Source organism: Aeromicrobium sp. REDSEA-S38_B2 (assembly GCF_001628525.1).
Taxonomy (GTDB): Bacteria; Actinomycetota; Actinomycetes; order Propionibacteriales; family Nocardioidaceae; genus Aeromicrobium; species Aeromicrobium erythreum.
The window spans coordinates 1-17,755 of sequence record NZ_LUNH01000044.1 but is presented as its reverse complement, the minus strand read 5'-3'; the positions used below and the strand labels follow the sequence as shown (position 1 = coordinate 17,755).

The window sequence follows — 17,755 nt, the reverse complement described above, 5'->3', positions numbered from 1 at the left end:
GTCCAGGGCTGCTCGCTGCCGACCCCGACGTTGGCCCAGCTCGAGCAGTACGACGCGCTCCTCGTCTGGAACGACTGCAACTTCCGCGAGCCCGACGCCCTCGGCGACGTCCTCGCCGACTACGCCGACCAGGGTGGCACCGTCGTGGTCGCCACGTTCGCGGGCTACGACGACTCCGGGCTGAAGATCGGTGGCCGGTTCGCCGCCGAGGGCTACCTTGCCGTCATCCCGGGCTCGCAGAGCGGCGGGTCGGGCCTGACCCTCGTCGCCGACGATGCCGACGACCCGCTGCTCGCGGGGGTCACCTCCTTCAACGGCGGGAGCAGCAGCTACCGCAACGACCCGGCGACGCCGAGGGACGGCTCGACGGTCGTCGCGCACTGGAGCTCCGGCGAGCCGCTCGTGGTCCGCGGCGAGAAGTCGATCTTCCTGAACTTCTTCCCGCCGTCGAGCGACGCCCGCGGAGACTTCTGGGACGCGTCCACCGACGGCACGCGCCTGCTCGCCAACGCGCTCAACGCATCCATCACGCCCGTCGTCAAGGCCCCCAGCTTCACCAGCGACGCGACGGCGTCGTTCACGGCCGGTGTCGAGGGAAGCTTCACCATCACGACCAAGGGCAAGCCCGCGGCGACGATCTCGGCGACGTCCGAGCTGCCCAGCGGCCTCACGCTCACCGACAACGGCGACGGCACGGCCACGCTGGCCGGCACCCCGGCCGCCGGCACCGGCGGCCTCCACGACGTCGAGCTCAAGGCGAGCAACGGCAACGAGCCCGACGCCACGCAGACGCTCGAGCTGACCGTCGACGAGGCGCCCGGGATCACCAGCCCCACCGCCGCCGGGTTCACGGTCGGCGAGGCCGGGTCGTTCACCGTCACCACCGTCGCCGGGTTCCCGTCCGACACGGCGCTGACCGTGGCCGGCGACCTGCCCGCTGGTCTGACGTTCGTCGACAACGGCGACGGCACCGGCACCCTCGCGGGCACGCCCGCCGACGGCTCCGCCGACTCCTACCCGGTCACGGTCGAGGCGTCGAACGGGAAGCTGTCGAGCACGCAGGACGTCACCGTCACGGTGTCGCTCGCGACGCAGACCGTCGCCATCACGTCCGAGGCCCCCGCCAACGCGGTGGTCGGCCAGACCTACGCGGTCACCACCTCCGCCGGCGACTCCGGACAGCCCGTCGTCCTCTCCGTCGACGAGGCCTCGGCCGGCGTCTGCGCCATCGACGGCTCCACGGTGACCTTCGAGCACCCGGGCGCCTGCGTCGTCGACGCCGACCAGGAGGGCAACGGCCGCTACGCCGCGGCCTCGACGAGCCAGACGGTCACCGTCGCGCAGGCCGCGACGTCGACCACGCTCACGGTCGCCCGTGACACGCTCTCCGCTGCCGTGCAGCCCACGGCTCCCGGCGCCGGCGCGCCGACCGGCACCGTGACCTTCTCGGTCGACGGCGAGACGGTCGGCACCGCACCCGTCGTCGACGGTGTCGCGACGCTCGCGTACTGGGTCGAGGCCGGCAAGGAGCGGGCCGTCGCGGCGGCCTACGCCGGTGACGCCGACTTCGTCGGCTCGTCGGACTCGACGGCACGTCAGGACCCGGTCGTCACGGCCAAGGTCACCAGCGCGGTCAAGAAGTCGGCGAGCGGCTGGTACCGCACGCCCGTGACCGTCTCCTTCCAGTGCGCGCCGACGAGCGGCGCGCTGGTCGGCAGCTGCCCGGCGCCCGTCACCCTCGGCCGCAACGGTGCGGGCCAGTCGGTCACGCGCACGGTGATGGCGGCCGACGGCGGAGCCACGACCGTCACGGTCGCGGGCATCAACGTCGACCGCACGGCTCCGCGGGTCGCGGTCAAGGGCGTGTCGAAGGGTCGGGTCTACGCCGGCCAGGCGCCCCGTGCCACGTGCACGAGCCGCGACGCCCTCTCGGGCATCGCGTCGTGCCGCACCAGCCGGAAGGTCTCGGGCGAGAAGGTGACCGTCACCGCCCGCGCCACCGACCGGGCGGGCAACACGAGCACCGCGTCGGTGACCTACCGCGTTGCGAAGTTCTACGTCGCGGGCGCCACGTTCCGCGACGGCGCGTGGCAGGTGCGTGACGGCCAGACGTACCAGGTGGTCGCCCTGACCTCCGGCACGGCCCGGCCGCAGTACTACAACGCTGCACCGCGTGGCAGCCGTCCGACCGCGTCGGGCAGCTACCTCGTGCGGGCCGGCAAGCAGGCGGGCCTGAACCGCTTCTCGCTGCCGGTGCGGATGGACCGCGGCATGAGCCGCAAGGGTCACTGGGTGCTCGGCGTCAAGACGGGCTCGACCCTGCACACCATCCCGGTGCGTGCGCAGCGCTGAACCAGTCACACCCGGAGTCGGGCCCGTCCGTGAACTTCACGGGCGGGCCCGTCGCCGTCCTGCGCGCCCTGGCCGGGTCGGTGGTAGGTCTCGCGCCCTTCAGGGCCCGCGTGGGGCGCGTCACCTACCGCCAGGGCCGATGACGCGTCTGATCTACCGCGAGGGGGGCAGGCGCCGGCGGGCGGGAAGCGCTCAGGCGATGCTGGCGACCACGACCAGCGACACCGCGATCTGGGTGGCGGCCGGGACGAGGGTCGCGGGGTGGAAGGTCGTCTCCATCGCGGTGGCGGCGAGGTCGTCGGGCATGACGATGTCGACGAGGCGGAACGCGACCGCCTGCACGACGACGCCGAACAGCCCGAACACGATCGTGTAGCCGAGGGCCTCGCCGAAGGAGGCGTCGGCGTGGTGCCAGATCGCGGTGTAGACCACCAGGCCCAGGCCGAGGATCCCGGAGGCGGCGACGAGAGCCGCGTTCATCGAGCCGGCCATGATGTGCCGGCCGAGGTGCCCGGGCGTGAGCAGGTCGAGCACGCCGTAGCCGACGCCCAGCACGACGATGCCGACGACGGCGTAGGCGAGCGCGTAGCCGACGGAGGTCAGCAGGTCCATGGAGGTCTCCTCGGATGGGTGGTGGGGGCTGAGGTCAGCGGTGGTCGGTGTCGGCGAGCCAGGACGCGACCTGGTCGGGCGACGAGCGGGGCGTGTCCATCAGGTGCGGGACGAAGCGTGCGCGGGTGGTGGTGATCCGCTCGCGTGACTCGCGGATGCCGAGACCCGCGGCACGGCCCCCGATCACCCACGTCCCGAGCACGGGGTGGTGGCCGTCGAAGTCGGGCAGGTCGACGTACTGCTGGTAGACCACCTGCTGGCCCTCCGTGTGCGAGCGGGGGACGGACTCGGCGATCCCCTCGCCGTGGACCTCCACGCCGTCGCCCTCCCAGCCGAACAGCGGCTTCGTGACGTAGCGGCGCATCGCGTAGGGCGCGTCGAAGTAGGACGGGAGCAGGTTCGGGTGGCCGGGGAACATGTCCCACAGCACCGGCAGCAGCGCCTTCGAGCCCAGCAGCAGCTTCCACGGCGGCTCGATCCAGCGCGTCGTGCCTCGCCCGGCGATCAGGTGCTGCCCGAAGATCGAGTCGAGCATCCACTCCGTCGGGTACATGGCGAAGCAGTAGCGCATCTCCACGTCCTCGGGGTCGAGGAAGATCTCGCGGTCGTGGTGCCAGCCGATGTCCTCGACGGTCACGCCGAGCGTCTGCACGCCCGCCTCCTGCGCCGTGTCACGCAGGTACGCGACCGTCACCCAGTCCTCGGTCGGCTCCTGCTGCCCGACGGCGAAGTGCACCACGTCGACGCCCTGCGAGCGCAGCTCGCCCCAGCGCTTCACCAGGTGCTCGTGCAGCATGTTCCACTGGTCGCGGTCCGGGTGCGTCTCCTCCAGCCACGTCCACTGGCAGACCGCCGCCTCGACGAGCCCGGCGGGCGTGTCGGCGTTGTACTCCAGCAGCCGGGGCTCGCCCGTGCCGTCCCACGCGAGGTCGAAGCGGCCGTAGATCGAGATCTCGTCGGGGTCGTGCAAGGACCGCGCCAGCAGCTCGCCCGACCCGGGCGGCAGACCGAGGCGCTCGACGACGCTCGGATCGGTGACCATCCGGCCGGCGGCCTCCACCGCCATCGCGTGCAGGTCGCCGGTCACGCGCTCGAGGTGGTCGACCTCGGCCTCGCTCAGCACGTAGCAGGCCGACTCGTCCCAGTAGGGCAGCTGCTCGCCGTCCTCGGCGCGGTCGACGGCGTACGTGAGTCCCTCGCCCTCGACCTTCGCGAGCCAGTCGGGCCGTGGCTCTGACGCGAGTCGTCGCACGTCAGCCGCCGAACGAGCTCTTGCCGGAGAAGAACCCGCCTCGGGTCACCTCGCCGCCGTCGTAGGCCACGCCTCCGCGCTTCACCGACGACGGAGGCGGCGTGTACGAGCCCTGGCCTGAGGTCTTCTCGCCGACGCCGGGCGCCGTGCGGCCCGCCGGGATGTAGTACCAGCCGTAGCCGCCACCGCCGGACGAGCCACCGCCGCTGTCGGACGAGCCGCCCTCGATCGAGGAGTCGTCGTCGCAGCGCTCGTCGGAGACGCGGGTGTCGGTGGACCGGTCCACGCACACAGCGCGGTTGTCGGCGCCGCCGTCGTTCGAGATGGCCACGATCGCGGTCACGGCCAGCGCCACGGCCCCGACGCCCACGATGGCGGAGCGCTTCCTGTCGTCGTCCACGCGAGCACCGTAGCGAAGGTCGATCCTGTGCGCCCGTCCAATCAGGCAGGCGGCAGGTCGATGGTGAACGTCGTCGGGTCGTGCGCCGACGTCACGCTCACGGTGCCTCCCACGGTCGCCGCGACCCGACGCGCGAGGGGAAGGCCGAGGCCGGCGCCCTCCGTGTCGTCGCTGCGTCGGAAGCCGGCGCGGAACACGTCCTCGCCGTGCGCAGCGTCGAGGCCGGCCCCGTCGTCGCTCACCTCGACGACGACCCGGCCCGCGCGACGGCGCACCACGACCTCGACCCGCGTGCGGGCGTGCCGCACGGCGTTGTCGACGACGGGTCCGACGATCCGCTCGACGAGCTCGGCGGCGGCCGCCACGTGCAGCCCGGCCGCAGCGGCGACGTCGGTCCGGACGTCCGCGGGAGGTCGCGCGGCGACGAGCGCGGCGACCACCTCGCCGACGTCGGCCTGGCGTGGCGACCCGGTGGAGTGGCGCGCCACCTCCAGCAGCGCGGTGATCGTGCCGTTCAGCCGATCGACCTGCTCGAGCACCCGGACGAAACGCTCCCGGACGTCGGGTGGCGGTGTCCCGAGCAGTGCCAGCTCGGCCTCGCCGCGCAGCGCGGTCAACGGGGTGCGCAGCTCGTGCGCCAGCTCCCCGGTCAGGCGCTGCTCGGCGCGGATCGCCTGCGCCACGCGGTCGAGCAGGCGGTCCAGCGTCCGGCCGAGCCGGGCCAGCTCGTCGTCGCCCGTGAGGTCGAAGCGGGCCTCGAGGTCGTGCGCGCTCCACTCGTCGGCGGACTCGGTCATCTCGCCGACGCGGCGCAGCGTGCGCGACACGGTCCACGCCGTCGTAGCGGCGGTCCCCGCCACCACGAGCAGCGCCGCCACGCCGAGCGCCCCGAGCAGGATGTCGCGGCTCGCCTCGTAGACGTCGAGCGACTCGGTGGCCACGACGACGGCGGTGAGGTCGTCAGGTCCGGGGACGGCGACCGGTCGGGCCCGGAACAGCCGCTCGCCGCGCTTGAGCGTCGTCGCCTGACGCACTTCGGCCAGACCGTCGACCACCGCGGTCGTCCGGGCGCTGGCGTCGGGGCCCGACACCTGCACGCCGGAGGCGTCGAAGACCCAGACGCCGTCGAGGACGGTGTCGGCCCCCACGTCGGGCACCTCGACCCGTCCCTGGCGTGCTGCGAGCGACGCGGCCACGGTGTCGATGCGGTCGTCGAGCGCGGTCTGCACCTGCGACGCCATGAGCTGGTTCGCGGCGAGCAGCACCACCACGAGCATGAGCGCCATCGCGCCCGTCGTGATGAGCGCCGTCGTGAGCACGAGTCGTCCGCGCACCCCGGGCGAGCGGCTCATCGGAGCACGAACCCGACCCCGCGCACGGTCTCGAGGGTCACCGGGGCGTCGATGGCCTCGAGCTTCACGCGCAGGCGGCGCACGTAGGTGTCGATGGTGTTCTCGTGCACGATCGCGCCGTCGGGCCAGCCGGCCGCGACCACGGCGCGTCGCCGCACGACCTCGCCCGGTCGGGCGGCGATGGCCGCCAGCATCCTGAACTCGGTCGGCGTCAACCGCTGCTCACCGCCGGGGGAGCGGACCGAGAAGCGCTCGGGGTCGAGGACGAGCCCGGTGGCCTCGGCCGGCGCGCTGCGCGAACGGCGCATGAGGGCGTCGAGACGCACCAGCACCTCGCTGATCGAGAACGGCTTCGGCACGTAGTCGTCGCCTCCCGCGTGGAACCCCGACACGCGGTCGTGCACGGCGTCGAGCGCCGTCAGGAACAGCACCGGCGCGTGCTGCCCGCCGGCCCGCAGCGCCTGGCAGACGTCACGGCCGTCGGCGTCGGGCAGGCCGATGTCGAGGACGAGCGCGTCGAGCTCCGCGTCGGCGCCGAACAGCTCCATCGCCTCGCGTCCCGTGCGCGCCAGCACCACGTCGTGCGACGAGAGCCGCAGCCCCTCGACGAGGACGCGCCGCACCGACGCGTCGTCCTCGCACACGCCGATCCTGGCCACGGCCTCATCCTGCCCGACGTCCGGGTGAGCGCGGCGTGATCGAGCAGCGACGTTCAGGTGGCGTACAGGTAGCCGCTCCTAGCGTGGCGCCATGACCAGCATCACCGGCACGACCCGTGTGCGTGGCGTGGCGACGACCCTGCCCGGGGTCGCGTGGGTGCCGTGCGCCGCAGGGGTGCTCGCGGCGCTGCTGCGGATGACCTGGGCCGACCGCGGCCTCGGGTCCGACGAGGCGGGGTTCCTGGCGGTCGCGGGACAGTGGAGTCCCGGGACGTCGCTCTACGGGCACTACTGGGTCGACCGCCCGCCGCTGCTGATCACGCTGTACCAGCTGGCCGACGGGCTCGGCGGCGCCGTCGGGCTCCGCGTCGTGGGTGCGCTGGCCGTCCTCGTCGCCGTCGTCACGGTCGGTGCCGCCGTGCGCCGCGCGACCGGCTCGGCGACCGCGGCGGCCTGGACGGGCGTCGTCGCGGGGGCCCTGCTCGCCTCGCCCGCCGCCGGCGCCTACGAGGTGAACGGCGAGCTCCTGGCAGCGCCCTTCACCGCGCTCGGCGTCCTCGGCGTCGTGCTCGCGTGGCGCGGCATGCGAAGCCGCGACCACCTGCTCGGCGGGGGGCTGGCCGGGGCCGGGCTCGTGGCCGCGCTGCTCGTGAAGCAGAACATGGTCGACGTGCTCGTCGTGGCAGCGGGCGTGGTCGCGCTCGCTGCGGTCACGCGGACCCTGCGTCCGCGCACCCTGCTCGTCGCCCTCGCCGGGGCGGCCGCCGGTGGCGTCGCCGTGAGCGCGGTCGTGCTCGGGTGGGCCGCGCTGCACGGCACGTCGCCGGGTGGCGTCTGGTACGCCATGTACCCGTTCCGCGTGGCCGCCGGGGCTGCGCTGGCGTCGTCGCGAGGCGTCGCCGCGCACGCGCGAGGTCTGCACCTGCTGGGAGCCGCCGTGGTCGGAGGCGTCGTGCCCGCCCTGGCGGTCCTGCTCCTCGGCGTGCGGCGGATGCGTCGCGACGTGCGCCTCGTCGCCGTCGTCACGCTGGCCTGGGCGGGGTGGGCGGCGGTCTCGATCGCCATCGGCGGCAACTTCTGGACGCACTACCTCGTGCAGCTGGCCCTGCCCCTCGCCGTGGGCGTCGGGCTGGTCTCCACGGCCCGACCCCGTCTCGCGACGGTCGCCGCGGCGAGCTGCCTCGTGCCGGCAGTGCTGAGCGCGACGGTCATGTCCGCCCGCGCCGACGACCTCACCCGCGACCAGCGGGTCGGGCAGGCCATCGGTGCCGCCTCGGTCGGGGCCGACTCCCTCGTCGTGGCCTGGGGCCACCCGGGCGTCGTGCAGGGCAGCGGGCTGACGTCGCCCTACCCGTCCCTGTGGAGCCTGCCCACGAAGACCCTCGACCCCGACCTGACCGGCTTCACGGCGGTGCTCGCCGGGCCGCGCGCGCCGACCTGGGTCGTCACCGGACGCAGCCTGCACTCCTGGGGCCTGCACACCCACGACGCCACCGCCGTGCTGCACCGCCGCTACCGCCGCGTCGCCGACGTGTGCGGCTCGACCGTCTACCTGCGCGACGGGCTCGCCCGTCCCGTCCCCGCCGCCGACTGCGGCTGACCCGAGGAGGACCCATGAGGAACATCGTCATCGTCCCGACCTACGAGGAGCGCGACAGCATCGTCGTGCTCCTCGACGCCCTGGCCGCGACCGCGCCGGACGCCGACGTGCTGGTCGTCGACGACGCCAGTCCCGACGGCACGGCCGACGTGGTGCGCGCCCACCCGCGCTTCGGACCGCACGTGCACCTCCTGGAGCGCTCGGGCAAGGACGGCCTCGGCGCCGCGTACCGTGCGGGCTTCCAGTGGGCGCTGCAGCACGGCTACGAGGGCATCGTGCAGATGGACGCCGACCTGTCGCACCCGCCGGAGCGCGTCCCGGCGCTGCTCGACGCCCTGCGCGACGTCGACGTGGCCGTCGGCTCCCGGTACGTGCCGGGAGGCGGGTCACGCGGGTGGCCCTGGCGGCGGCGCCTGCTGTCGCGGGCGGGCAACGTCTACGTGCGCGCCGTGCTCGGGCTGCACGTCCACGACTGCACGGCCGGCTTCAAGGCCTTCCGGGCCGAGGCGCTCGTCGCGGTCGGGGCGCTCACCTCGCGGTCGGAGGGCTACAGCTTCCAGGTGGAGAACACGTGGCGGGCGGAGCGCGCCGGACTGCGGGTCCGCGAGCTGCCGATCGTCTTCACCGAGCGCACGGCCGGGGCGTCGAAGATGTCGACGAGCATCGCGCTCGAGGCGCTGCGGCTCCCGCTCGTGTGGCGCCGCGAGGAGCTGCGCCACGCCCTCGCCCCACGACGCCGGGTCGAGGTCGGCGCCGCATGACGCTGCTGCGACGGCTGCTGACCCGTGAGGTGCTGACCTTCCTCGTGGTCGGCGGCTCCGGCTACGTCGTCGACGTCGTCGCGTTCAACGAGCTGCTCGTCCTGCCGCCGTTCCGGTCGTGGGACCCGAGCGTCGCCCGGGTGCTCGCCGTCGGCATCGCCATGATCGTGACGTTCGCAGGCAACGCCGCCCTGACGTGGTCGGGACGACGGTGGGGACGCCGTGAGGTCGCGTGGTTCGTGCTGCTGAACGTCGTGGGCCTCGGCTTCTCGGTGGTGTGCCTGCTGGTCTCGCACGACCTCCTGCACCTCACGTCGCGGCTGGCCGACAACGTGAGCGCGAACGGTGTCGGCCTGCTGCTCGGGACCGTCTTCCGGTTCTGGACCTACCGGCTGCTGGTGTTCCGCGAGGACGCCGGACCCGAGGCGGTCGGTGAGGGTGTCCTCCACGGTGGAACGGGCGGCAGGGCGCAGTCAGGTGGCAGTCAGGTGGAGCCGGGGACGATCGCCTCATGACCGCCGTCTTCACCCCGCTCCTGCTGACCCTCGGGCCGGCCGCGGTGCTCGTCGTCATGCTCGTCGTCTTCGCCGAGACGGGCCTGCTGCTCGGCTTCGTCCTGCCCGGGGACTCCCTGCTGTTCCTGTCCGGCGCGCTCGTGACGTCCCACGTCGTGGGGGTGCCGATCTGGCTGGTGATGATCGGGGTCGTGCTGGCGGCCGCCGCCGGCGACCAGCTCGGGTACCTCATCGGTCGCCGGTACGGGCCGGCCGTCTTCCGGCGGGAGACCTCACGGTTCCTGCGGCCCGAGTACGTCGACCGGGCGCACGACTTCTTCGAGCGTCGGGGCAACGCGGCGGTCATCATCGGACGCTTCATCCCGATCATCCGCACCTTCACGCCCACGGTGGCCGGCGTGGCCCGCATGCCTCGTGGTCGGTTCACGGCGTACAACGTCGTCGGCGCCGTGCTGTGGGGGAGTGGGATGGTGGCGCTCGGCGCGTTGTTCGGCGACATCCCGCTGGTCGCCCAGCACGTGGAGGTCATCACCATCGGCTTCGCCGGTCTCTCCGTGGTCCCGCTCGGCATCGAGCTGCTGCGCATGCGACGGACGCGGGCGCGTGCTGCGCAGACCCCCGAGCCTCCGGAGTCCGCCGAGCCCGCTGCGTCCTCCGGGCCGGCCGAGAGCGCTGAGGCGGCGTAGCCGGAGACGCCGCCGGCGGTCGCCACCATGTGACCACGGCGACATCGACAGAAGATGCACTCAGTGCAACGACCTGCCTAGTCTGGAAGGGTGACCGAGAACGTCGACCGCCGCCAGCAGCGCGGTGAGCAGCACCGCGAGGCGATCCTCGCCGCTGCCGCCGACCTGGTGGCGGAGACGCGATCGGTGCAGCTCAGCACCGAGGCCCTCGCCGAACGCGCCGGCGTGTCGCGACGGACGGTGTTCAACCACTTCGCCACGCTCGAGGCGGTCGTCACCGAGGTGCTGGCCCGCAGCATCGGCGAGGCCGTCGACGCGCTCGAGTCCGCGGCGCGTCGCGTCGAGGGCGACGACACCCTCGACAGCACCTTCGCCCGCATGTCCGCCGTCTTCGAGCAGACCGACCTGACGCCGCAGATGTCGTTCCTGTGGTCGGTGCTCAGCGTCGACGACACGCTGCCGCGGCGCTACGGCCACGTCATCGACGACGCCTTCCACCGCCTGCGCGACCTGCTGCTCGCCACCGCGCTCGAGCCCGGGGACACCACGGACACCTTCGGCCGCGAGCTGCTCGTCACCTCGCTGATGAACGGGACCGCCTTCGTCGCCCAGCGCTGGTGCGAGGAGACCCGGGGCGTCGTCGACGACGACTCCCGTGCGCTGTGGACGTCGCTCGTCGTCCGCATGACCGACCAGCTCGGGCGCGGCTACCGCCACGCCAGGGCCTGACCACCTGTCAGCTCGAGACCCGAGAGAGACCACCATGGCATCGTTGCTCTACCGACTCGGTCGCTTCGCGGCCCGCCGCGCCTGGACCGTGCTGGCCGCCTGGGTGGCGGTCCTCGCCCTCGCTGCCGGCGCCTTCGCGCTCTTCGGCGGCGCGCTGACGTCGACCGTCACCATCCCCGACACGCCCACGCAGCGCGTGGCAGACCAGCTCGCGGACCGGTTCCCCGACGCGAGCGGCGGCAGCGCGACGGGGATCTTCCGCAGCGAGGACGGCAAGGCGCTCTCCGACGCGCAGCGGGCCGGCATCGCGGCCGTGCTGAAGAAGGTCGACGGCGTCGACGGTGTCGCGGGCACGGTCGACCCGTTCGCCGTCGAGCAGCAGGCCGCCGCGCAGGTCCAGAAGCTGGAGGACGGCCGACGACAGCTCGAGCAGGGACGCGAGCGCCTGGAGGCAGGAGAGCGGCAGCTCGCCGCGGCGCGACAGCAGCTCGAGGCCGCGCCCTCGGTGTCGCAGGTGCAGCGCCAGCAGCTCGCCGCCCAGGAGGAGGAGCTCGCGCAGGGTCGCGAGGAGCTCGAGGCGCAGGGTCGCACGCTCGACGACGGCGCGGCACTGCTGAAGCTCAGTGAGGGTCTGCGGCAGGTCTCGGAGGACGGGACCACCGCCCTCGCGCAGGTGCAGTTCACGGACGAGCTCGTCGAGGTGACGCCGGAGGTCCGAGAGGACGTGCTGGCCGCGCTCACCGACGACCCGGTCGACGGCGTCGAGGTGCTGCCGTCCGCCGAGATCTCCCAGGAGATCCCGAACGTCTTCGGGCCGGGCGAGGCCGTCGGCCTCGTCGTGGCCGCGATCGTCCTCGTGGTGATGCTCGGGACGTTCGTGACGGCGGGCCTGCCGCTGCTGAACGCGCTGCTCGGCGTCGGCGTCGGCGTCCTGGCCAGCCTCTCGCTGTCCGGGGCCGTCGAGATGCTGTCGGTCAGCCCGGCCCTCGGCGTGATGCTCGGCCTGGCGGTCGGCATCGACTACTCGCTCTTCATCATCAACCGGCACCGCAAGCAGCTCGCGCGCGGCATGGACGTGCACGAGTCGATCGGCCTCGCCAACGGGACGTCGGGCAACGCGGTCGTGTTCGCCGGCAGCACCGTGCTGATCGCCCTGCTCGCGCTCAACGTCGTCGGGATCGGGTTCCTCGGCGTCATGGGCACGGTCGGCGCGATCTGCGTGTTCGTCGCGATCCTCGTCGCCATCACGCTGACGCCCGCGATGCTCGGTCTGCTCGGCCGTCGTGCCCTGACCCGCAAGGAGCGCGGTCAGGCGCCGCAGCCCGAGGGTGCGCACCTGCCCGCCGACCGCCCGATGAGCACCGTCCGCGCGTGGCTCACCGTCGTGGGGACCGTCGTCGTGCTGCTCGTCGTGGCGATCCCCGCGCTCTCGATGCGGCTCGGCCTCAACTCGGCCACGTCGGAGCCTGAGGACTCGGTCGTCTACCAGTCGTACAGCACGGTCGAGCGGGCGTTCGGGCCCGGCGCGAACGGCCCGCTGCTCGTCGTGGCGACGCTCGACGACCCGGTCACCGACGCCACGCTGACGTCGGAGCAGCTGCGTCTCGGCGAGCTGCTGCGCGACCAGGGCGACGTCACCGCCGTGGCGCCCGTCGGCGCGTCGGAGGACAAGATGCTCCTCGCGTTCCAGGTGGTGCCGAAGACCGGACCGTCCGACGAGGCGACCGAGCAGCTCGTCCGCGACGTCCGCGACCTGCGCGCGGACGGCGTGGCGTCGTTCGGTGTCGCCGGCGCGACGTCGGGCAACATCGACGTCAGCGCGCAGCTCTCCGACGCGCTGCCGGTCTACCTCGCGGTCGTCGTGGGGCTGTCGTTGCTGATCCTCGTGCTGGTGTTCCGGTCGATCCTGGTACCGCTCACCGCGACGCTGGGCTTCGTGCTGTCGCTGCTCGCGACGTTCGGCGGGCTCACCGCGATCTTCCAGTGGGGCTGGATCGGCTCGGTGTTCGGCGTGCACGACCCCGGCCCGGTGCTGAGCTTCCTGCCGGTCATCCTCATCGGCGTGCTGTTCGGGCTGGCGATGGACTACCAGCTGTTCCTCGTGTCAGGGATGCGTGAGGCGCACGCGCACGGCGCGCCGGCGCGGGTGGCGGTGCAGCGGGGGTTCCACGCGGGCCGGTCGGTCGTCATCGCCGCGGCGCTCATCATGGTGTCCGTCTTCGCGGGGTTCATCTTCGCCGACTCCGGGATGATCAAGTCCGTCGGCTTCGGGCTGGCCTTCGGCGTGCTGGTCGACGCGTTCGTCGTGCGCATCCTGCTCGTCCCGGCCGTCATGCACCTGCTGGGGGAGTCGGCCTGGTGGATGCCGCGCTGGCTCGACCGCATCCTGCCCGACATGGACGTCGAGGGTGCCGCGCTCGAGCGCTCCCACCCCGACCCGGCGCACGCACACCCGGAGGACGCCCACCCCCGCTGAGCGTGACGTTTGCGGGGCGGAATCAGCGTTCTCGCCCCGCAAACGTCACACTCAGGGGAGAGGAGGAGGCGCGCGTGGGTGAGCTGCACGGACTGGTGCTCGGGGCCGGGGCCGGGCGACGACTCGGTCGGCCGAAGGCCACGGTGGTCGACGCGGACGGCGAGCCGTGGGTCGCGCGCGCCGTCCGGGTGCTTCGCGAGGGCGGGTGTGATCCCGTGCACGTGGTCCTGGGCGCGGAGGCCGACACGGCACGCGCCCTCGTCCCGCCCGACGCGCGCGTCGTCGTCGCGGACGACTGGTCCGAGGGCATGTCGGCGTCGCTGCGCGCTGGGCTGCGTGCCGTCGCCGCGACCTCGGCCGACGCCGTGATGATCCATCTCGTCGACCTGCCCGACGTCGGCTCCGACGTCGTCGCGCGGGTCGCGGCGCAGGGTTCGGCGCCCGACGCGCTCGCCCGCGCAGAATTTTTCTCCCGCCCCGGTCACCCCGTGCTGATGGGGCGCGACCACTGGTCCGCATGTGCGGCGACGCTGGTGGGAGACCGGGGCGCACATGCGTACCTGAGCGCCGCATCTGCCACCGCAGTCGCGTGCGACGACCTCGCGTCCGGAGAGGACCGCGACACCTCCGTCGAGGGCACCTGAGGATGGTCCGACCGGACTAGTTCGTCTGCACCACCGCGTGACCCGTGACACAGTGCTGCGCATCCCCCACTTCGTCCATCCCCTCAGCCCCGACGAAAGTGTGCTGCAGTGCCCATCCCACCTGACTCCGCCCTGCCCGCTCCTGCTCCCACCCGCCGGACCTTCCTCGGCTACGTGATCGGCGGTGCCGGTCTGCTGGTCGCCGCCGACCTCGGCCTCGGTGCCTCGCCCGCGTCGGCCGCCGTGGTGCTGCCGTCGGTCCCGCAGATCCCTGAGGCCTACGACCTCAACGACTTCCTGACGCAGTGCGCGCTCCCGACGTCGAACCTCGTCGCCGTCCGCATCGACCGTCGCGGCGACGCCCACTTCGCGCTCCCGCGCATGGAGGTGGGGCAGGGCATCACGACGTCGACGGCCATGATCCTCGCCGAGGAGCTCGACCTCCCGCTTGACCGCGTGCACGTGACACTGGCCCCGGCGCGCCCGGAGCTGCTGTTCAACCAGCTCACCGGCGGCTCGAACACCACGATCTCGACGTACACGCCGATCCGCGTGGCCGCCGCCGTCGCACGGCAGTCGCTGCTCGAGGCGGCGGCGATCATGCTGGGCGCCCAGGTGACCAGCCTGACGACGAAGGGCGGCACGATCCTCGACGCGCTCGGCTCGTCGGTCACCTACGGGCAGGCCGCCCAGAAGGTCGACACCTCGCGCACGCGGGAGGTCGAGGTGACCCTCGACGAGTCGCGCGAGCGCAAGGTCGTGGGCACGCCGCAGCGCCGGATCGACGCGCTCGACGCGGTGACGGGCCGCAAGACGTTCGCCATGGACCTCAAGGTCAAGAACGCGCTCCCGACGATGGTGTGCCGCGCGCCCGCCCTCAACGGCAAGCCCGTCAAGGTCCGCAACGCCGCGAAGGTCAGAGCGATGCCGGGCGTGACGCACGTGGGCATGGTGCCCACCGGCGTCGCCGTCCGCGCCCGCACGTTCGGCCAGTGCATCGACGCGGTCCGCGCGCTCGACGTCCAGTGGTCCGAGGGGACCGTGCCCGGCAAGAAGGCCGATGACGTCACCCGCGAGCTGAAGGCGGCCGAGCTGCCGCTGGCGGTGCCCGCGCTGGGGGCGACCACCGTCGAGGGCTCGTTCACCTTCCACTTCCGCAGCGGGTCGGCCCTCGAGCCGAACTGCGCGGTCGCCGACGTGCGCAAGGACTCCGCGCGGATCTGGAGCGGTCTGAAGTCGCCGATCGACGCCCAGTCGAAGATCGCCAAGCTGCTCGGCCTGCCGCAGTCGAAGGTCGAGGTGAACGTGGTCACCGGGGGCGGCTCGTTCGGGCGCAAGCTCTTCAGCGACGGCGCCATCGAGGCCGCGCAGGTCTCGAAGGCCTTCGGGGTCCCGGTCAAGCTCATGTGGCACCGGGCCGACGAGCCGCGCCAGGGTCGCGTGCACCCGATGGCGACGTCGCGCATCCGCGCCACGGTCCTCGGCGACACGGTCGCGACCTTCGAGCAGCGGCACACGTCGGTCTCCTGCGACTTCACGCACGGGCTGGGCGAGCGCATCACCGCCGAGGTCGCGTCGCTGCCGTCGGGACTGGGCAACCTCGGCTTCTCCGAGACGGTGTTCCTGCTGACGCAGGAGCTGCCCTACAACTTCGGCGTCGTGACCCAGCTGCTCAACGAGTCGAACTACGACCAGAGCCGGTTCAACACCAGCTCGGTGCGCAACATCTACTCACCCGACGTCAGGGTCGCGAACGAGCTGATCGTCGACCAGCTCGCCGCCCGCTTCCGGACCGACCCGGTCGAGTTCCGCAGGACGTTCACCAAGAGCGGCGTCGTCCGTCGCGTGCTCGACCGTGCCGCCGAGCTCGGCGAGTGGGGGCGCAAGCTGCCGAAGGGCGTCGCCCAGGGCATCGCCATCCACAAGGAGTACAAGGGGGCGACCGCGGTGGTGGTCGAGCTCGACTGCCGTCCGGCCACGGTGAACCGCAAGGTGCGCGACGCCGTGACCGGTCCGCGCGTGCTCCGCGCGACCGTGGTCGTCGACTGCGGCCTCGCCATCAACCCGCTCGGCATCGAGGCGCAGATGATGGGCGGGTTCAGCGACGGGATGGCGCAGGTCCTGACCTACAGCAACCACCTCGTCGACGGTCACTTCCTCGAGGCGAGCTGGGACAACTCGGCCTACACCCGTCAGTGGAACACGCCGCTGGAGTTCCGGTGCGAGGTGATGGAGTCCGAGAGCACCGAGCCGGGCGGCATCGGCGAGGCCGGCGTCGCCGCGTCGGCTGCCGCCGTGGCCTGCGCCTACGCGCGGGCCACCGGCACCATGCCGACCGAGTTCCCCGTCAACTTCCGTCAACCCCTGCACTTCACGCCCAAGTCCTTCGTCCCGCCCGTGCCGGCCTCGCCGACCAACGGCCTGACCTTCGTCTCCTGAGGAGCCCGACATGCCCAAGTACAGCTTCCAGCTCAACGGCGAGAAGGTCACCGTCGACGTCGAGAAGGGCGTGCGCCTCCTGTGGGTGCTGCGTGACGTCCTCGGCGTCACCGGCCCGAAGTACGGGTGCGGCATCAACGTCTGCAAGGCGTGCACGTCGCACCTGAACGGCAAGGCCTTCAACCCGTGCGCGGTGCCGGTCGAGAAGATCCGGCCCACCGACAAGGTCACGACCATCGAGGGTCTGGCGGACACCGTGCCCGGAGACGACCTGCACCCGATGCAGGAGGCCTGGCTCGAGCACGACGTCGCGCAGTGCGGCTACTGCCAGCCCGGCCAGATCATGACCGCGGTGGCGCTCGTCAAGCGAGTGCAACGTGAGGGTCGGGCCATCACCGACGCCGACCTCGACGCGATCCGCAACGTGTGCCGCTGCGGCACCTACACGCGGATCCGCGAGGCGGTCCGCACGGGCGAGAGGCTGATGCGCCGGTGACGGTCGCCGACGCCGCCCTCGCGAGCGCCGCTCGCTGGGTGCAGGACTCGCCCGTCGCGCTGGCCACGGTCGTCGGCACGTCGGGCTCCGCGCCGCGCCAGGCGGGCGCGGCGATGGTGGTCGCGACCGACGGCCGCATCGCCGGATCGGTGTCGGGCGGCTGCGTGGAGGCAGCGGTCGTCGACCTCGCCGAGGCCACGCTGGCGTCGGGCGAGCCGACGCTGCGCACGTTCGGCTTCGCGGCCGACGACCTGTTCGACGTCGGGCTCACGTGCGGCGGACGCATCGAGGTGCTCATCCAGCGCGTCGGGCCCGACGACGGGTTGGCCGACGTGGCGGCGCGGGTCGCCACCGGAGGCGCCGTCGCGGTCGTGACGGTGCTGGAGCACCCGGACCGGCGGCGGGTGGGGGAGCGGCTCGTGCTGACCGACGGGCTGGGCCGGTCGGTGCTCGGCGAGGTCGCCGCCACCGTCGCGGCGATGGAGAGTGCCTTCGCCGCCTATTCACTTGGGCGGGGGAGGGAAATCGAGGAGTTTACGAGCGCTCTGCAGTCGCTGAGCCCCCTTGCTGCGGGGAACGCTCCCCTAGTGGATGGGACCGTACTTGTCGAAGCGACCGGATTGGAGCCGGGGCCGAGGATGGGGCATCTGAAGGGACTACTCCACAGGATTCAGGTCGAACGCGACCTCTCGACCGCAGCAGAGGTGCTGTCGGTGCTCGACGAGCTGGACTGGAGGAACTCGGACCACAACGACTGGCCGGCGCTCGCCTGGCCTTAGGGC

At 72.7% G+C, this 17,755-nt stretch carries 16 protein-coding genes; 11 read left to right on the top strand and 5 right to left on the bottom strand.

Annotated features, from left to right (window positions below; genetic code table 11):
- The coding region (locus A6Q81_RS10575; protein WP_286690403.1) for an Ig domain-containing protein at positions 1–2,352 on the top strand (2,352 nt) is incomplete at its 5' end.
- A 192-nt stretch (positions 2,353–2,544) separates the two neighbouring features.
- On the opposite strand, the gene A6Q81_RS10570 is transcribed toward A6Q81_RS10575, so the two are convergent.
- From A6Q81_RS10570 to A6Q81_RS10550, 5 genes are read right to left on the bottom strand one after another with little or no spacing between them, the layout of a single operon-like run.
- Entirely contained in the window at positions 2,545–2,964 is a 420-nt protein-coding gene (locus A6Q81_RS10570) for a DUF350 domain-containing protein (protein ID WP_067856032.1), read from the bottom strand.
- 34 nt (positions 2,965–2,998) lie between these two features.
- Positions 2,999–4,216, bottom strand: coding sequence for a glutathionylspermidine synthase family protein (locus A6Q81_RS10565; protein ID WP_067856035.1), 1,218 nt, complete (start codon positions 4,214–4,216; stop codon positions 2,999–3,001).
- A gap of 1 nt (position 4,217) precedes the next feature.
- Positions 4,218–4,616 carry a hypothetical protein gene (locus A6Q81_RS10560; protein ID WP_067856039.1) on the bottom strand — a complete coding sequence of 133 codons (399 nt, stop codon included), beginning with the start codon at positions 4,614–4,616 and terminating at the stop codon, positions 4,218–4,220.
- A 41-nt stretch (positions 4,617–4,657) separates the two neighbouring features.
- On the bottom strand, positions 4,658–5,968 hold the full coding sequence (locus tag A6Q81_RS10555; RefSeq protein WP_286690402.1) for a sensor histidine kinase: 1,311 nt from the start codon (positions 5,966–5,968) through the stop codon (positions 4,658–4,660).
- The gene (locus tag A6Q81_RS10550; RefSeq protein WP_286690401.1) at positions 5,965–6,627 is read right to left on the bottom strand and encodes a response regulator transcription factor; all 663 of its coding nucleotides are present in this window, start codon (positions 6,625–6,627) and stop codon (positions 5,965–5,967) included. The genes A6Q81_RS10555 and A6Q81_RS10550 overlap by 4 nt, the downstream gene beginning before the upstream one ends.
- 91 nt (positions 6,628–6,718) lie before the next feature.
- On the opposite strand from A6Q81_RS10550, the gene A6Q81_RS10545 reads away from it, so the two are divergent.
- The 10 genes from A6Q81_RS10545 (at position 6,719) to A6Q81_RS10500 (ending at position 17,752) form a co-directional block, all read left to right on the top strand.
- Positions 6,719–8,227, top strand: coding sequence for a hypothetical protein (locus A6Q81_RS10545; protein WP_286690400.1), 1,509 nt, complete (start codon positions 6,719–6,721; stop codon positions 8,225–8,227).
- 14 nt (positions 8,228–8,241) lie between these two features.
- Positions 8,242–8,988 carry a polyprenol monophosphomannose synthase gene (locus A6Q81_RS10540; protein WP_067856050.1) on the top strand — a complete coding sequence of 249 codons (747 nt, stop codon included), beginning with the start codon at positions 8,242–8,244 and terminating at the stop codon, positions 8,986–8,988.
- Positions 8,985–9,503 carry a GtrA family protein gene (locus A6Q81_RS10535; RefSeq protein ID WP_067856053.1) on the top strand — a complete coding sequence of 173 codons (519 nt, stop codon included), beginning with the start codon at positions 8,985–8,987 and terminating at the stop codon, positions 9,501–9,503. Before A6Q81_RS10540 ends, A6Q81_RS10535 begins: the two co-directional genes overlap by 4 nt.
- On the top strand, positions 9,500–10,189 hold the full coding sequence (locus A6Q81_RS10530; RefSeq protein ID WP_286690399.1) for a DedA family protein: 690 nt from the start codon (positions 9,500–9,502) through the stop codon (positions 10,187–10,189). Before A6Q81_RS10535 ends, A6Q81_RS10530 begins: the two co-directional genes overlap by 4 nt.
- Positions 10,190–10,279: 90 nt before the next feature.
- Complete coding sequence (locus tag A6Q81_RS10525; protein ID WP_067856058.1) at positions 10,280–10,918, top strand: TetR/AcrR family transcriptional regulator; 639 nt, start codon at positions 10,280–10,282, stop codon at positions 10,916–10,918.
- A gap of 34 nt (positions 10,919–10,952) precedes the next feature.
- Complete coding sequence (locus A6Q81_RS10520) at positions 10,953–13,394, top strand: MMPL family transporter (RefSeq protein WP_286690398.1); 2,442 nt, start codon at positions 10,953–10,955, stop codon at positions 13,392–13,394.
- 74 nt (positions 13,395–13,468) lie between these two features.
- The gene (locus A6Q81_RS10515; protein WP_286690397.1) at positions 13,469–14,038 is read left to right on the top strand and encodes a nucleotidyltransferase family protein; all 570 of its coding nucleotides are present in this window, start codon (positions 13,469–13,471) and stop codon (positions 14,036–14,038) included.
- Between the two features lie 108 nt (positions 14,039–14,146).
- Positions 14,147–16,477, top strand: a complete 2,331-nt coding sequence (locus A6Q81_RS10510; RefSeq protein WP_067856067.1) for a molybdopterin cofactor-binding domain-containing protein — start codon at positions 14,147–14,149, stop codon at positions 16,475–16,477.
- 10 nt (positions 16,478–16,487) lie between these two features.
- Positions 16,488–16,973: a (2Fe-2S)-binding protein gene (locus A6Q81_RS10505; protein WP_067856070.1), complete on the top strand. Its 486-nt coding sequence runs from the start codon at positions 16,488–16,490 to the stop codon at positions 16,971–16,973.
- Positions 16,970–17,752 (top strand): XdhC family protein, encoded by a 783-nt coding sequence (locus tag A6Q81_RS10500; RefSeq protein WP_286690396.1) that lies wholly within the window; start codon positions 16,970–16,972, stop codon positions 17,750–17,752. Before A6Q81_RS10505 ends, A6Q81_RS10500 begins: the two co-directional genes overlap by 4 nt.
- Positions 17,753–17,755 lie beyond the last annotated feature (3 nt).

Bases quoted from the DNA above. Each gene is read 5' to 3' on its own strand.
- A6Q81_RS10570 (WP_067856032.1), bottom strand. From the start codon at position 2,964: ATGGACCTGCTGACCTCCGTCGGCTACGCGCTCGCCTACGCCGTCGTC.
- A6Q81_RS10555 (WP_286690402.1), bottom strand. From the start codon at position 5,968: ATGAGCCGCTCGCCCGGGGTGCGCGGACGACTCGTGCTCACGACGGCG.
- A6Q81_RS10545 (WP_286690400.1), top strand. From the start codon at position 6,719: ATGACCAGCATCACCGGCACGACCCGTGTGCGTGGCGTGGCGACGACC.
- A6Q81_RS10540 (WP_067856050.1), top strand. From the start codon at position 8,242: ATGAGGAACATCGTCATCGTCCCGACCTACGAGGAGCGCGACAGCATC.
- A6Q81_RS10535 (WP_067856053.1), top strand. From the start codon at position 8,985: ATGACGCTGCTGCGACGGCTGCTGACCCGTGAGGTGCTGACCTTCCTC.
- A6Q81_RS10530 (WP_286690399.1), top strand. From the start codon at position 9,500: ATGACCGCCGTCTTCACCCCGCTCCTGCTGACCCTCGGGCCGGCCGCG.
- A6Q81_RS10520 (WP_286690398.1), top strand. From the start codon at position 10,953: ATGGCATCGTTGCTCTACCGACTCGGTCGCTTCGCGGCCCGCCGCGCC.
- A6Q81_RS10505 (WP_067856070.1), top strand. From the start codon at position 16,488: ATGCCCAAGTACAGCTTCCAGCTCAACGGCGAGAAGGTCACCGTCGAC.